Here is a 15,411-nt window from a genome sequence, read left to right as displayed (position 1 = left end):
CACGTGGCCGAGTTGGGGGATTGGGTACGCGTCGATCAGCACGCCGCCAAGCCGCTTTTCGACCAGCTCAGGACGCAGATCATCGACGCGATCCGGGACGGCAGATTGACGCCAGGTACCCGGTTGCCGACTGTCCGAGAACTGGCGGGGCAGATGGGCCTGGCGGTCAACACGGTGGCGCGCGCATATCGGGAGCTGGAGTCGGCGGGTGTGCTCGAAACCCGTGGCCGCTTCGGCACTTTCGTCGCCAGGGTTGATCCGGCCGATACCGCGATGGCGACCGCAGCGAACACGTTTGTGGCGGCGGCGCGTGCGCTGGGGATCGAGAAGGACGAGGCGCTCAAATACGTCGAGGCCGCGTTCGGCTAGCCGAATTCCAGCAGCGTCAGCACTGGCCGGATCGGATCGAGCAGCGGAAGACGTTGCGCCGTCCACATCAACGCGTTGAGGACTTTGCCGCGGCCTGCTGGAAACGGCAGATCGTGCACGGCCCGGATGCCGGGGATGGTGTTGACCAGATTTGCGGCGTCCGAGACCGACAACGTGAACGGCATCGGCGGGACTCGGTAACGAAACGAAGTGCGCATGCCGTGGCGGTGCAACGCCGCCAAGCCGGCGGGCGGTAGATCGAACATCATCCGTCCACCGGGAAAGCGCGCGGCACACTCGGCGATGAGCCCTAGCGCCTCGTCGGGCTCGAGGTACATCAGCAGCCCTTCGGCGGTGATGAACACGCCATGCTCAGTGCCGACCTCGTCCATCCAACTGAAGTCGAGCGCGGATTGCGCGCACATCCGCACCCGATCCGAGGCGGGCAGAAGTTTGCGACGTAGATCGATCATTGGCGGAAGATCGACTGTGAGCCATCTGAATTGGTCACCAATGCCGGCAGCGTCGAGGCGGTAGAAGCTGGTCTGCAGACCTTCGGCCAGCGCGACCACAGTGGCCTTGGGATGGTCGCCGAGGTAGCGGCGGGTTTGCCTGTCGTAGGCCAGCGCCCGCAGCGCCATGTCCTGTCGGCGGGCGAAGCCGAACTTCGCGTAGTCGTAGTCGATGGCATCGGCGAGTTCGATCGCCAACGGGTCATCGATGAGTGAATCGGGCCTGCGTGCCTCGTTCGCGCGCACCCGCAAGGTCAGCAGTGCGGTCTCGGAGACGCCGGTCAACACCGTGCCGTCGGCCTTGGCAGTCGGAGCAGAGCTCATCGCAATACCTTTTCCACAGTGCGCAGATTGCGAGTGGTGGTTGACGACTTGTAGCGCTTGTTTCCCATCGTCTTCCCGATGGTCGCGCCCAGCGTGCCCTTTGGACACTGCCAGTAGATGACGCCCTTTCCGCGCTTGACCTTCTCGTCTGGCCCGGCATCATTGCCCAGCGCGGCCAGTTCGTCCAGCACGTCCTTGTCGGTGACGAACGTGACGTAGGAATGCTGACCCTCGACCTCACGCTCGAACGGAAAATTTTCGGACACCGTGCGCAGTGTCTCCACGTCGTAAGCCAAAACCCAGGCGTCGTAACCGAAGGCGTCGCGCAACGCCTTCTCGGCCTTCTTGCGCACCGCATCCACCCCGGAACGGCTTTCCAATAGGACGTTGCCACTGGCCAAAATCGTTCGCACGTTGGTGAATCCGGCTTCTTCGAGGGCCTTGGCGACCTCAGCCATCTTGAGGTTCACGCCGCCGACGTTGACACCGCGCAGGAAAGCAGCGTATCGGGTCATGCGGTCATCTTAGTTTGCTTGCCCAGTCACGCATCAGCGAACGGCTGCACCGGATTTCGCGTTTGCGCGCGCTCCGGGTGAAACAATCCATGGCGGGGGAGGCCTGCCATGGTCAAGCAAGCAGCATTCCGGGTCGGGGTGATCGAGAACATCGTCCACACCCGGTACGGGCCCGACCCGCTGTTGCGCGCCGGCCATCTGGCGGCCGTGACGGCAGGCGTCGACTCGCTCTGGGTACCCGATCACCTCAATTCACTGTTCCCGCGGTCGATCTGCACCGAGAAGTACATGGGCGCGGCCAAATTGGCTCCCTCACCCGATGCTTACCTCGAGCCGTGGACGATGCTCGGACATGTCGCCGCACATAACCGCCTCGGTCGGCTCCGGCTCGGCGTGTGCGTCACAGACACCGCACGCCGCAATCGCGCGGTCACGGCGCAGGCCGTGGCGACGCTGCATCTGCTGACCCGCGGACGCGCCATTCTGGGCATCGGCACGGGCTCGAGGAGATGTATCTGACCGGAACGCCCGACCAGGTGATCGACAAGGTCACCGAGTGGCGCGATCATGGCGTGCGGTACGTAGTCGTTGCGAATTCAAGCGGCGCACAGCGCAGCCTGCGCAAGGGCATGGCGTCGGCGATGCCTTTCGCAAAGATCCTGCGGGGACTGCGGAAGTTGTAGCCGCCGCCGGGCGGTCCAGACGTACGCTCGACGCATGGGACGCCACGTATTCGACGACAAGCTGTTGGCGCTGCTCTGCGGGAATTCGCTCGGCGTGCTGGCCACCATCAAGCGCGACGGTAGGCCGCAGTTGTCGAATGTGTCCTACTGGTTCGACAAGCCCAATGTGGCCATCCAGGCGTCGATCACCGAGGAGCGGGCCAAGACCCGCAATCTGCGGCGTGATCCGCGGGCATCGATCCACGTCAGCTCCGATGACGGCTGGGCGTATGCCGTCGCTGAGGGCGACGCGACCTTGACTCCGCCCGCCGCGGCGCCAGACGACGACACCGTCGAGGCGCTGATCGCCTTGTACCGCAATATCGCCGGTGAGCACCCCGACTGGGACGACTATCGAAGGGCCATGGTCGAGGACCGCAGGGTGGTGCTGACGCTGCCGATCTCGCACGTCTACGGGATGCCGCCGGGCAAGCGGTAATGGGCACGACGGCTCCGGCGGCTGAGGGTTAGGCTGCGACCTATGGCAGATGCACCGGAAGACGACACCAAGCGCAAGTTCCGGGAAGCGCTGGAGCGGAAGAAGGCCAAGGCGGCTGGGGGATCCGATCACAAGGACGGCGGAGCCAAGCAGCCGCGGGCGCATGGACCGCTGGAGAGTCGCAGGGAGTTCCGCCGCAAGAGCGGTTAACCCGTGACTCCAGAATTCCTGATCACCACGCTGATCGTGGTGGCGACGCCGGGTGCGGGCGTGCTGTACACGGTGGCCGCCGGCCTCTCGCGCGGCCCGCAGGCCAGCCTGGTGGCGGCGTTCGCGTGCACGCTGGGAATTGTGCCGCACATGATCGCGGCGGTGACGGGGTTGGCGGCCATCATGCACGCCAGCGCGGTGGCGTTTTCGATCATCAAGTTGTTGGGCGTTGTGTATCTTCTTTACTTGGCGTGGAAGACATTTCGCGATAAGTCGGTCTTCGAGGTGCAGGCCGATGACGCAAAGCCATCGCCGTGGCGGGTGATCGTGTCGGGCGTTCTGGTGAACACGCTGAACCCGAAGCTGACGATCTTCTTTTTCGCGTTCCTGCCGCAGTTCGTCGCGCCGGACCGCGACGGCGCGGTGCTGCACATGGTGTGGCTGAGCGCGATCTTCATGGCGGTCACGCTGGTGGTGTTCAGCGTCTATGGTGTGTTCGCCGCGGCGGTCAGGCGTGAAGTGATCTCGCGGCCGCGCATCGTCGCGTGGATGCGGCGCAGCTTCGCGGCGACCTACGTCATCCTCGCGGGCAGGCTCGCTGCGCAGACGCGCTGACACTCGCACCCTGCCGAACGTGGGTTACCCGCACGCTCGTCGGCCGGAATCCGTACACAAACTCCACACTCGGCGGTCGTGATCGCGAGCTAGAGCGCTGGCTCCAACGCCGCTTCGTACCGTTGGCGGGCGGCCGCGGTCAGGTCGGGTAGGAATTGGGTGGGCCAGTTGCCGGGCGCGGGCGAGTAATTGGCGAGTGCGCGGCGGGCGATGACATCCTGGTGCACCTCGCTCGGCCCGTCCATCAGCCCAAGCGTCGGCACTGCTTGCCACAGCCGCGCCAGCGGTGTCTCGTTGGACGCGCCCAGCGCGCCATGCAGATGGATCGCCCGTTCGACGACGTCGTGTCCGACGCGGGCCATTGCGACCTTGCACGCAGACACGTACGGCATGGCCGCGACGGCGCCGTGTGTGTCCATCTGCCACGCGGCGTGCAGCACCAGTAGCCGGAACTGCTCGATTTGCATCCACGATTCGGCGATCTGAGCCTTGACGACGGCGTTGTCGGCAAGCTTGCCGTTGAAAGTCTCACGGGACAGCGCTCTTTCGCAGTGCATGTCGAAGGCACGCTTGACCAACCCGATGGTGCGCATCGCGTGATGCAGCCGCCCGCCGGCGAGGCGGGCCTGCGCGATGTGGAAGGCCTTGCCGCGCTCACCGAGCAGCGCGTCGGGGCCGACGCGGACGTCCGTGTAGCGCATGTGTGGGTGGTTGCCGACGCCGAGCGGGTCGCCGATCATCCCTGTCTCGCGGACGCGTTCGATGCCCGGCGTTTCCACGGGCACCAGGAACATCGACATTCGCTCGCGGTGTCCGGCTTCGGGATCGGTCACCGCCATGATGATGAGGAACGAGGCGTTGCGGGCGTTCGAGGTGAAGTACTTCTCCCCGTTGATGATCCAGTCGTCGCCGTCCTGCACCGCACGGGTGCGGAACAGCCGCGGGTCGGCGCCGCCATGGGGTTCGGTCATCGAGAAGGCGGAGAAGATCTCCCCGTTGAGCAGTGGCTGCAGATAACGCTGCTTTTGCTCATCGGTGCCGAACATCGCGAGGATCTCGGCGTTACCGGTGTCGGGTGCCTGACACCCGAACACAATCGGACCCCAAGCGGTTCGGCCAAGGATCTCGTTGATGAGCGCGAGCTTCACCTGACCGTAGCCCTGGCCACCGAGCTCGGGCCCGAGATGGCATGCCCAGAGCCCTTGTTCGCGCACCCTGTCTTGAAGGGGACGCACGATGTTGGCGAGTTCGGGTGAGAGCGGCGCGTAGACGGTGTGCTCGTCGGCATGGGTGAGGTGGTCGAGCGGTTCGACTTCGTCGCGGACGAACGAGTCCATCCAGTCGAGTTTTGCCTGGAACTCGGGGTCGGTGCTGAAGTCCCACATGTTATCTCATTCCTCCATCAACTCGAAGTATGGAACCGGTGGTGTAGCTGCTCGCATCTGATGCGAAATACAGTGCGGCTGCGACGATTTCGTTGGGCTCGCCGATGCGTCCCAACGCGGTTTGAGCCCCGATGGCGTCAATGAACTCAGGCGACCACGCCTTGGAGATATCGGTGCTGAACGTGCCGCACATGATTGCGTTGACGCGGACCTTCGGCGCGAACGTCTGCGCAAAGCCTTCGGTCAACGAATTCAATCCGGCCTTGGCCGCCGCATAGGGCAGGATCGTCGCATTCGGCCGGATCGACGCGACAGACGAGATGTTGAGAATCGAGCCACCGTTGCCGGCGGCCATCCTGGTGCCGATCGTCGCGGACAACCGAAACGGCCCCTTGAGGTTGGTGGCGAAAACCTTGTCGTACAACGCTTCAGAGACCTGGTCGACGCTCGGGTACAGCGGTGACATGCCGGCGTTGTTGACCAGGATGTCGACCGTGCCGAACTCCTCGTAGGCGGCCTCGGTCAGTGCGTCGCACTGGTTCCAATCACCGACATTGGCCGCAACGGGCAAAGCGCGCCGGTTGAACCTTTCGCGCACTTCGTTGGCGAGCTTCTCGCAGTTGTCGAGTTTGCGGCTGGCGATGAACACGTCGGCGCCGTGAGCAGCGAACGCCAGCACCATTTCGCGGCCGAGGCCGCGGCTGCCGCCGGTGACCAGCGCTACCTTGCCGGACAGATCCACGTCAGAGTCCCTTCTCGATGAAAGCTGTTGCGTTGTCGAGCAAACCGATCGCCAAGGCGTGCAGCAGGTCGCCGGTCGCCTTGGGCGCCTTCCCTGCGTGCGCCCGCGCGTTGGTGCCTTCGAGCACAATGGCGAGCTTGAACGACGCCATCGCCGCGTACCAAGGTGCTTGGTCGACCGATCGGTGGGAGGACTTCGCATAGTGCGCGACGAGTTCGGTACGGGTCGGCAGGTCGCTCATCTCGCCGAAGGGGCCGATCGCGTTGTTCTGGGGCCAGGTGGTCAGCAGCCAGCCCAGGTCAAGCAGCGGGTCGCCGAGGGTGCACATCTCCCAGTCGACGATCGCCGCGACCTCTGGCCCGTCGTTACGGAACATCAAATTCGCAAGGTGGTAGTCGCCGTGCATGATGCCTGGCAGGAAGTTCGGCGGGCGGTGCTGCGTTAGCCAGCTTGCGATGTCGTCGACGTGCGGCAGTTGATGTCCCGGGTACCCGTCGAGAGCCGCGTACTTGTCGAGCGTGCTAAGCCATTGGGGCACTTGGCGGTCCAGGAATCCTTCGGGCTTGCCGAGGTCGCCGAGCCCGACGTGTTCGGCGTCGACGGCACCGAGTGCGAGCAGCGCGTCAACGGCCGCAAAACCCATGTCGCGGTGCCATTCTGAGTGTGATCGAGGCAGTCCGACGCTGGCATTGAAACCGTCGACGGGTTCCATCAGATAGAAGACCGATCCGAGGACCGACTCGTCGAGTTCGGCCGCCACCAGTCGCGGAATCGGCACACCGGTTCCATCGAGCGCGCTCAGCACCCGGGCCTCGCGGCGCAACGCGTCGTTGGTGTGCGGGCGTAAGTGCCTCGGGCCGCGGCGCAATACGAGGCGGACGTCGCCGCACTCGAACTTGAACATCAGATTCTGCGTGCCGCCGCCGATTGGTTCGATGTTGGTGACCTGACCGGCGGTCACGTTACGGGCGGCGAGCCAGGACTCGATCGCGGCCCAGTCGATGGACGAGTCCAGAAGTTCGGTCACGAAGGCGACGGTACAAGACACATGCATTGTATTGCAATACAGCTGCATTAAACCGTAGTATGAGCAGGTCATGAGTACACGCGAACGCCTGCTTGCCGCCGCCGAAGAGCTGTACGGCGGCCAGGGGATCGATGCGGTAAGCCTGCGTGAGATTCAGCGGGCGTCCGGGGTGAAGAACGTCAACGCGCTGCAGTACCACTTCGGCGACCGGAATGGGCTGCTGACTGCGCTGCTGGAGAAGCACAGCCACGACGTCGAATTGCGCAGGCATGCGCTGTTGGATCGTTACGAGGCCGCGGGTGAACAGGATCTGCGCGCGCTCGCCGAGGCGCTGGTGCAGCCGCTAGCCGCGAAGCTATCCGAGCCCGACGGCGGATCGGCGTACTTGTGCATCTATGCCGACTTGATGAATCGGCGCCAGCCGATCTTCCCGCCGGAAGAACTGGCGGATCGCGACGACAGCATCAACCGTTGGCGTCAACTCGTCGACCCATTCCTAGACCCGACCGCCGCGGAGGTGCACCGGCGACTCCTCGTCATCCGCTTCGTGGTCGGCGAATTGGCGCGCCGGGCCGCGACGGCGCCGCACACCGACGACCGGGTGTTCGTGAGCCAGCTCATCGACCTCGTCGTTGCGATGCTCACGGCCGAGGCGTCGGCCGAGACTCGCCGGTTGGTCAAGTCACGCCCGCGCGGCTAGGCAGCCCACTTCGAACTCGAACAGGTCGGGGACCACACCTGCCACCGCTGGGATGCCGAGCAGGCCGACGAGTATCTGCGCGATTTGCAGCGCGCTATCGAACTCGCTGCTGCGAACCCGCGGATCGGCGGGTCTGCGACGAGATCTGCCCCGGCTACCGCAAGCTCGCCGCCGGATCACACATCCTGTACTACAGGGTCATGCCCGACGGCGGCATTGATGTCGTGCGCGTACTGCACCAGCGCATGGACGTCGACCGCAACCTCTAGCGTTTCTCGTCGGCATCCTGTCCAGTGCTGTAGATCCGCTGGCTGCGAGGGCGACGGCAACAGGCTGCGCGCCGCCACCGCCATTTTCCGGTGGATGCCCGAATCAATCCCGAAGGCAGGCTCTCTCCTCACGAGAGTGTTTGGCACAACCGCACGGCTCTCGGATCCGAAACGAAGATGAGAAGAACGGCGGCGGAGCAGCCAAACCAATCTGGTCGCGTTCGAGGCGGGATGGATTGGCCCCGCGACTGGATTCACTTGTCGGTTGCAGTGAGCCGATCAAACCCGAGACCGCTCGAGCCCTCGCCGCGGCCGGTGCCCTTGCGCGCGCCGTACCACACCACAACGCTGCCGTCGGCCCGGCGGACGCGCTGGAAGCACTGCGTGACGTGCACGCCTGCCCGGGGCACCTCCTCCTCGTAAATGAAGTAAGTGTCAGGGAGGTTGTGGCGGAGCAGAGGTGTGCGCGGCTCGACTGGCCGTGGCGGCGGGGGTGCGTTGTCCAGGAAACGCGGCATCGCCGCCCGCTGCAACTGTGTCTCCCGCGTGCTGTTGGGGACATGGACGGGGATGAACGGGATCCACTGCTCCGGAACAGAAGTCATCGCGGTGTAGCGGATCGGGGCGGCGGGCGCTGGGGGCGGGGCGGCCGGTGGGCCGACCAGACCCTGGAGAAAGGTGTGGAGTTCGTGGCCGGCCTCAACTCCCGACCGCGGCCAGCCGGTGGGCAGCGGGATCTGCTGCTCGATCGCCCACACCATATTGGACATCTCGTCGCGCACCAGTGAGATCTCCTCCAGTGGGGGGCCTTCGAGCACCCTCGACGCGACGGGCAGGACCGACAGCTGTGCGGGGAACGTAGCGTGGCCGGTGCTGTCGCCTGTCAGGGAAAACATGCTCCACGACTCCCAGCCCGCGTCGGCGACACCTTGCGGAACCGGTTCGATCCAAAGCCGTTCGTCGAATACCGTTGTAACCGCGATGCCCTGCATCTCGGCCAGGGCACCGATCGGCAGCGTCCAGGGCACGACAAACCAGTCGTTGGCGAAGATCAGGGCGAACTCCATCAGGAGCAATTTCCCAATGTCGGTCGTGTCGGGCGTGACGTCGCCGAAGTTCGTCAGTCGATCCTCGAATGTCCACCATCGGGTGTCGGGCATCCCGTCGAAGACCACCTGCGTAGGAATGAATGTCTGAACGTCTCGGGTGGGTGCCAGCGGTGGCGCCGCATCACCAGGGTCGAGGCGGGTGGCATCGGTGTGCTCAAGGGCGTACCAGTCGAGGGTTCCGTGGTGGTATTCCGGTGCGCGGAGGACCATTTCGGTGCCGCCGTCGGCGTCGCCGTCACCCGAGGGGGCCGATATCCCAAACGCGTACTCGAGCCGCTCAGCCGACCATGCGTCGTCACCGGGCACCGGCTGATCGATGAGGCCCGAGAACCATTCGCGTAACCGGCCGAGCAACGAATCGAGTGCGCCGGCATGGGCAGGCGCAGCGAGGTTGATCCCGTCATCGACCGACCCACCGCTAGCTACGTGGTCGAGAAGCGCGACACCGTCGATTGCCCGCTCGGCCGCGCAGCCAATCTCCTGCCACGCGTCTACGTGAGCGCACACCAGCTGATCGCTCTGTGCGGTGGGGTCGGGCACCTTCACCGCGTACGCGGTCCGGTACTGGTCGGCGTAGTCGTTGGCGGGGAAGTCGCGCTCTAGCAGCCGAAGCCATCGCCTGCCGACGCTCATACGCAGATCGAGCGACAAGTACTGATCTCCCACCGACATCGGCACGGGTTTGCGCTCGACGCGCGGTTCGATCAGATCGTCGCGGTCGAACGGCAGCACCGCCCCTGCCGCGGCCTGGTAGCGGTCGACCAGCCGCATGTCCAAGCATGCCCGGGCCAGTACGGGCGAGCCAGCGTCGTCGCCGACGAATTCACCGAGCTGCCACTGTCGCGAAAGCATCCACATCGCGTCACGCACCTCGGCGCGCAGGGCCCTGTCGAAGTGATGGGTTCGCGGGCGGCCCTCCAGCCGGTTCCAGCGCGTGATCGCGGGGTGCAGCCGAGCCAGTAGCGCATCAGTCATGTTCGCGACTACGTGGATGTCGGTCATCCGTGCTCCCCGGCGAGTCGTTCGTAGATCTTCACGTTGCGTAGCAGATTGTTCGCGATCGAGATCTCGGGATAGGTCCACGCCGAGTGCGTCGCCGGCAGCAGCGCGCTGTAGGGCGTCGAGTCGAGATGCTCCGGCTCGATCGCTCGCAGCTTGGCCGAGTCGAGCGCGTCGTTCACGGCGCCGACGAGGTCATCCCACGACCACTCGTCGCCAACGCGAGCCGGCAGTGCGAGCAGCCACGCCTGCGGAGGCTCGGCGTTGGGACGGTCGTGGTGGAAGGCGACCCCGGTGGTCTGCGTACGAGCGGGGATCACCTCTGTCCATTCGTCGATCAGCAGACCGCACATCGGCGCGGTCGGATCGAAGCCCGGGCCGAGGGTGGCCGTGTAGAGCAGACGTTCGCCGGGCGGCTCGATCCCGGCAGGCAGTTCCATCGCGAGCCACGGCTGGCCCGCGGAGTGGGGCAGCTGCACCGGGGTGAGCGCCGGGGCGGTCGCGCCGGGTAGAGCATCACAGAGCAACAGCACATTCTCGAAGTGGTGCATGCGGCTGCGGACACGGGCCACTCCGTGCAACCAGTCATCCTCTGGGAAGTCGCGACCCGAGCCAGCCGGCGGCGCGTCGGTGAGGTGCTTGGTCAGCCCACCACTCGTTGAGTGGGCCAGCGCGGCGGTGAAGTCGGTTACGGCGGCGGCAGGCAGCGTGAACTGCGGGACACTGACGAAGTCGTCGCCGAAGACCGCGCGCAGCCCGTCGACGACGACATTCGCCTGCGCGCCAGGGGCGGCCGCCGCGTGGCGGGTGATCGCCGCGTCCGCGGCGTCGATGCGGCGCTGCACCTCGGCTGTCAGCTGGGTGGCGGCGGTGGCGAGCGACTCGCGGAAGCGCTCGATGCCGGCAAGCGTCGTAGCGAAGTCCATCGGATCGTGGTCGAACGCGGACGTGTCGGCATCGGCGAGCGCGTCGGTGACTAGCGCATCGAGCGTAGCCCGCGGCGCTGTGGCGATGTCCTGCAACAGGTTTCGTTTGGTGACGAGATCGTCGTGTTGGTCGGTGACGGCCTGCAGTTGCGCGTTGAGTGCCAGCCCGGACGACACGGTGGTGCCGACGAGCGACTCCGCTGTCCGAAGCAGTTGCAGCCGCGTCTCGGTCGTGGCGGCGGGTGACAGCGCGCCATAGTCGGTCATCACCGCGTCGTACGAACGCAATCTGGTGTCCCACTCGTCGATCCGAGCGGTCAGGACCGAGCAGATCGTCGCGTAAGCCTCAGCGCGCCATTGGAACGCGAAGCCGGTGCCTGCACCGGGCAGGCGGTATTCGGCCAGCGGCGACGCCGCGGCTTGGTAGAGCGTGATCGCCTCGTCGATAGTCTTCGTCGGGTCGACCACCTCGGAGGCCGCGGCGATGAGCGCGGGCAGCTGGACGTCGCGCAAGTCGTTGCGGGCGTCAGTAAGCCGCGACAGCGGGAGGGTGCTGGTGCCCTGCTGATCGCTGCGGGCGTCGCTCTGGCGGACGAGGTCCGCCGGGCTGAGCGACCGCGAGCCGACGACAATGCGGCGCAGGCTGCGCAGCAGGCCTTCGAGTTCGAAGAAGGTGATCGAGCCCGGTAAACGTGTTGTGTGCCGGATCGTGATGGGGCCGCCGATCGCCACGGGCGCGGTCGTGTGCAGGTGAGCGAGGATCCGGTCGTCGAGGTCGTTGAGCGCCTGACCGGTGCTCGCCTCGGCGCGGTACAGCAGGTCGGCCGGGTGAAAACCGAGCTCTGCCTGCGTGATCGCGACAGTGTCTGGCGCACCGGTGGCGTGGTCGATGTAGTCGACCAGCGCCGCGACGTCGCTGGGGTCGGGCAGCCGGTCGGCGAGCCACCGGTCGAGCGCAGGCTCGGCCGCGGCGAGTGGCGTCATCGGGATGGCAGGCAACGGGTTGCCGCCGGAGGCGGCCAGGTGGATCGCGGTGCGGAGGGTGAACGTCGTGCCGGACCGCGGCGTACGGATCACCTCCGGCTCGGGTGGCGTATTGCCCTTGGCGAATGCGTCGAGCGTGGCCGCGGAGCGGTCGTAGTTGCCGAGCACCGCCTGATGCACGCCTTCCGACACGACGAGGTCGGCGACGGCGTCGTTGATGTCGCGGATATAGCGCAGCGCGGCGGTGAGCGCATCCTCGTCGCCGGGAGACCGGGGCAGCCTGGTGTTCCCGTACGGGTACACGTCGATGCCGCTCTGCTCGACGTGCACCAGCAGCTTACGGCCATCGACGACGTTCATCGCCGCGATCGACTCCTTCGGCTCTACGTCGCTCGTCGAGGTCGACGCGATTTGGTTTGCGGCCAAGGGATATTCGCGGCGGAGCGGATACACCAGCGCGCGCACAGTGAGGGGGCCGTTGTCGTGCACGTACCGCTCGAACTGGTAGCCGAGCAGCGCGCCGAGCGACTGGCCGCCGCGCATGCCCTCCATGATCGCCAGTGCGGCGCGCACGCGCCGCGACGACAGATTCACCGAGATCTCACCTCCGTGCGCGACGTACGCGTTGCGCAGCACGGCCGCCGTCGCCGCGTGGTTGATCGACGGCGTGTGGATGAGCCCGAGGTTGGTCGGGTCGTGCATAAGCGGCTCGGTGTCGTGTGCGTTCACCACCGCGGCGACGTCGTCGGGAAGGGTGGCGGCCCGCAGGTCCTTGCCCTCGGGCCGCAGCCGCTCGACCCAGCCGAACGCGCCCAGGTAAATCCCCTTCGCACCCGTCGACGCGCCTCCGACCGCGGTGCCGAACGTCGTGCTGACTGTGGTTGTGCCCGCGCCGCCGTTGCTGCGGAACTGCCTCATGCCCAGATCGACGATCGCGGTTTTCCACGCGTCGAGGCGGTAGCTCACCGTGTCGATGTGTTCGGCGAACAGCCGCTCGAGTCGTGCGGTCGGCAGCGTCGCAAGGCGGTCAAGCGCCGCGAGGTGTTCGGGGAGCAGGCTCTGATGCATTGTGCGTGCATTGCGCGCGATGAAGTCACCGACCGTCAGCTGCGTCTGGGAGGTTACCCGCTTTTCGGTCTGGAACAGCACGGCATAGCGGCTCTCGCTCGCGAGGGCGGCGCCGTCGGCGACGTGGACGAAGGCCGGCTCGGTGCGTGCGACGGTCGCGGGGCCGAGTGCACCCGCCTCGAGCATCAGGTCGATCGCCGTTGTGCGGAAGCCCAGCTGCACTGCATGGCGCAGCAGCAGGTACAGCAGTGCCGCCGGGCGCTTGCCGCCGTCGAAGCCGCGCTCCGCCTGCACCGCCGTGACGCTGTCCTGCGCCGCGTCGACCAGCCATTGAATGTAGTTGCGACCGCCGGCATACCCGCGGATCGGTGCGGTTTCCGACAGCGGAACGTCGTCGATCAGCGGCCCGTCGAGCGGCTTGAGCCTGCGATGGTAGATCTTGGTGAGGATGTCGGGAACCTGGTCGCCGGTGTACCCGAGCCGGCGCAGTAACTCCTGCGGCTCATCGTTCGGGAACATGGCCAGCAGCCGGGCCACGAGATTACTTGAGAAAAAGGATAATTCGTAGCACTTGTGCTCGAGACTGTCGGCGCCGAGCGGGTAGTACTCGACCGACGTCGGATGCAGGCCGAGCACGTCGAGCAATGCCTGGTGGCTGTCGTCGTGATCCGCGCCGACCCGGCTGACGCGCGGCAGCAGGGCACGGTAGTCGTCTTCGACCGCGCGGATCAGGTCGATTACGTTCGAGAGGAATGCCGACTGCCCGTCGCGCTGCCCGCGGAACCATGCCAGCTGGCGGAACGCGACAGTCGGCTGAATACCGTAGGGCTGCATGCCGATTCGTAGCGCAGGCAGCGGGCCCCGGCCGCTGACGAAGCGGGTGAAGAATTGGCGCGTGGCCTTCACGGTGGCGTCGCTGAAAACCGGATCCATCAGCGCGTCCATGAAGTAGCCGATGGTTGCCGGCCACAGTGCGATCTGCATCGCGTGGGCCTCGGCGCGATCGGCGATGCCTGCGCCGGGGATGCGGGTGGTCAATGTGTCGGGCAGTCCGAGCGCGTCGGCCAGGTGCTGGCCGTCGGTCGCCCGCAGCGGATCGGCCACGCGGATGTACCCGGCGGTCTGCTTGAACAGCGGTCCGAAACTGGCATCGGGGTCGTCGCGGCGGGAGTGGCCGGAGCCGCCGCTCTCCGTGTCGTTCGTGGGCGTGCCCTGGGCGAGTAGCGCTAGGCCCTGGCGGCTGTAGAGATGGTGCTCGAGTAGACGCGCGAGCGAAGCTTCGCCGGTCTCGGGTGTGTCGGTGAGCCGGGTGCCGATCACCAAGAGGCGTTCGAATCCGGCCCTGGCTTGCGACGCCGTGAGGTCGAAGCGGAACGCCATACCAACCCGCAGCGCTTCCTCGAAGTTGAACATCCAGAGCAGGTCCTTCGGGACCTGCAGGGTGTCGGGATGGTCGGGGTCCGCGCCCGTCGGTGCCAGCTGTTCACCCGGGGCCGCGTTCGGGTCCGGCCCGGCGATGAGGGGTGTGAGCACCGGGTTGCCCGTCTCGACCCGCTCCGGTTCGGCGGTCGCGTCGCGATAGGCGAGCAGCACGAACCGGTCGGGCAGCAGTTCGACCCGAGGTGGGCTCGACCATGACGAGGTCCGCAGCGATAGCGCGGTGTCGTCGGGAACGCGTAGCACTGTCACCCGGGCGATGGGATTTTGGGCACCCGCAGGCGCCCGCTCATCGAGATTCACCGGCGGGTTGGCGATGGCGGTCGCCGCGCCGGCCGCGCCCAGCGCGCCTTCCAGGTCGGCGCGAGCCGCGGCGAGGGTGGGGCCGTCGCCGTTGGCCGACCACACCGCGCTCCAGTAGTCGAGCAAGGCAGGCGGCTGCGGATCGGTCGCGACAACGACCAGCCGGACGACGTCGGCTTCCGCGCCTGGCCGATCAGCGGGATTCACGGGCACGAGCTGTCGGACGATCCAACCGGCGCGGCCCGCGCCGCAACTCGCGACTAGTTCGCGCCACGCAGCCCGCTCGCGGCCCTCGTCTCCGCACGCCGCCCACACGGCCGCCCAAAACGCGCAGCCGGCGGAGAACTCGGTCTTGGTGAGCGACTCCTCGAACCCATCGACGAGGCACACGTCGGGGTACACGCGCACCCACAGCTGTGGCTGGCCGGCTTTCGAGTTCTTGAAACGGGTCTCGAGCCGTAGCGGGAACAGCAGGATCGGGACGCGCGCCGTCAGTTTCGCGATGCCCTTCACCGGATCGGTGAACGGCTGCAGCTCCTCGATGAGCGATGCACCGCGGCGGTCGAGGTCGGCGAGGCGCTGCCCGGCTTTCGCGGCGCGCTCTGCCGCGGTCCGACGCTCGCCGTCATCTGCCGTCGCACCGGCGCGCTCGAGCGCCCGTACCTCCTCCGCTGCGAGAAGCGCTGCGACACGAGCGTTTTCACGAGCCGAGCGATGTGCGGTGAGGACGTCGCGGAGTTGCTCGAAGTCGGCCAT

Annotated in this window: 13 protein-coding genes and 2 pseudogenes; 8 read left to right on the top strand and 7 right to left on the bottom strand. The window is 66.4% G+C overall.

The features are described from left to right. Window positions 1-3: 3 nt before the first annotated feature. Entirely contained in the window at window positions 4-369 is a 366-nt protein-coding gene (locus MYCSM_RS23950; protein ID WP_015308753.1) for a GntR family transcriptional regulator, read from the top strand. Here MYCSM_RS23950 and MYCSM_RS23945 read toward each other — a convergent pair. Together MYCSM_RS23945 and MYCSM_RS23940 are read right to left on the bottom strand one after the other, a co-directional pair. Next, a complete protein-coding gene (locus MYCSM_RS23945; RefSeq protein WP_015308752.1) occupies window positions 366-1,205 on the bottom strand; it encodes a class I SAM-dependent methyltransferase in 840 nt (279 codons plus the stop codon). The genes MYCSM_RS23950 and MYCSM_RS23945 overlap by 4 nt on opposite strands. Next, window positions 1,202-1,720 (bottom strand): DUF1697 domain-containing protein, encoded by a 519-nt coding sequence (locus MYCSM_RS23940; protein ID WP_015308751.1) that lies wholly within the window; start codon window positions 1,718-1,720, stop codon window positions 1,202-1,204. The genes MYCSM_RS23945 and MYCSM_RS23940 overlap by 4 nt, the downstream gene beginning before the upstream one ends. A gap of 108 nt (window positions 1,721-1,828) precedes the next feature. Between MYCSM_RS23940 and MYCSM_RS23935 the strand changes: the two are divergent. From MYCSM_RS23935 to MYCSM_RS23925, 5 genes and pseudogenes are all read left to right on the top strand, one after another. Further along, window positions 1,829-2,227 (top strand): annotated as a pseudogene (locus tag MYCSM_RS23935) (LLM class flavin-dependent oxidoreductase); the annotation flags it as partial. A gap of 2 nt (window positions 2,228-2,229) precedes the next feature. Next, on the top strand, window positions 2,230-2,403 hold the full coding sequence (locus MYCSM_RS37340; protein ID WP_157681387.1) for a hypothetical protein: 174 nt from the start codon (window positions 2,230-2,232) through the stop codon (window positions 2,401-2,403). 34 nt (window positions 2,404-2,437) lie between these two features. After that, window positions 2,438-2,881 carry a PPOX class F420-dependent oxidoreductase gene (locus MYCSM_RS23930; protein ID WP_015308750.1) on the top strand — a complete coding sequence of 148 codons (444 nt, stop codon included), beginning with the start codon at window positions 2,438-2,440 and terminating at the stop codon, window positions 2,879-2,881. Between the two features lie 42 nt (window positions 2,882-2,923). Continuing rightward, window positions 2,924-3,091, top strand: a complete 168-nt coding sequence (locus tag MYCSM_RS36755) for a DUF5302 domain-containing protein (RefSeq protein WP_015308749.1) — start codon at window positions 2,924-2,926, stop codon at window positions 3,089-3,091. A 3-nt stretch (window positions 3,092-3,094) separates the two neighbouring features. Next, window positions 3,095-3,706, top strand: coding sequence for a LysE family translocator (locus MYCSM_RS23925; RefSeq protein WP_015308748.1), 612 nt, complete (start codon window positions 3,095-3,097; stop codon window positions 3,704-3,706). A gap of 89 nt (window positions 3,707-3,795) precedes the next feature. Here the strand turns inward: MYCSM_RS23925 and MYCSM_RS23920 are convergent, their stop codons facing one another. From MYCSM_RS23920 to MYCSM_RS23910, 3 genes are read right to left on the bottom strand one after another with little or no spacing between them, the layout of a single operon-like run. Continuing rightward, a complete protein-coding gene (locus tag MYCSM_RS23920; protein WP_015308747.1) occupies window positions 3,796-5,091 on the bottom strand; it encodes an acyl-CoA dehydrogenase family protein in 1,296 nt (431 codons plus the stop codon). 1 nt (window position 5,092) lies between these two features. Then, the gene (locus MYCSM_RS23915) at window positions 5,093-5,833 is read right to left on the bottom strand and encodes an SDR family NAD(P)-dependent oxidoreductase (protein WP_015308746.1); all 741 of its coding nucleotides are present in this window, start codon (window positions 5,831-5,833) and stop codon (window positions 5,093-5,095) included. Between the two features lies 1 nt (window position 5,834). Further along, entirely contained in the window at window positions 5,835-6,887 is a 1,053-nt protein-coding gene (locus MYCSM_RS23910; protein WP_051073806.1) for a phosphotransferase family protein, read from the bottom strand. A 43-nt stretch (window positions 6,888-6,930) separates the two neighbouring features. On the opposite strand from MYCSM_RS23910, the gene MYCSM_RS23905 reads away from it, so the two are divergent. Continuing rightward, window positions 6,931-7,560, top strand: a complete 630-nt coding sequence (locus tag MYCSM_RS23905) for a TetR/AcrR family transcriptional regulator (RefSeq protein ID WP_041312606.1) — start codon at window positions 6,931-6,933, stop codon at window positions 7,558-7,560. Continuing rightward, window positions 7,561-7,829, top strand: a pseudogene (locus tag MYCSM_RS36195) (type II toxin-antitoxin system RelE/ParE family toxin); the annotation flags it as partial. A gap of 254 nt (window positions 7,830-8,083) precedes the next feature. Here the strand turns inward: MYCSM_RS36195 and MYCSM_RS23895 are convergent. Both MYCSM_RS23895 and MYCSM_RS23890 read right to left on the bottom strand, forming a co-directional pair. Further along, on the bottom strand, window positions 8,084-9,940 hold the full coding sequence (locus MYCSM_RS23895) for a hypothetical protein (RefSeq protein WP_015308744.1): 1,857 nt from the start codon (window positions 9,938-9,940) through the stop codon (window positions 8,084-8,086). Further along, entirely contained in the window at window positions 9,937-15,411 is a 5,475-nt protein-coding gene (locus MYCSM_RS23890) for a hypothetical protein (RefSeq protein WP_015308743.1), read from the bottom strand. Before MYCSM_RS23890 ends, MYCSM_RS23895 begins: the two co-directional genes overlap by 4 nt.

The organism is Mycobacterium sp. JS623 (assembly GCF_000328565.1).
GTDB lineage: Bacteria > Actinomycetota > Actinomycetes > Mycobacteriales > Mycobacteriaceae > Mycobacterium.
This window is presented reverse-complemented; position numbering and strand designations above follow the sequence as displayed.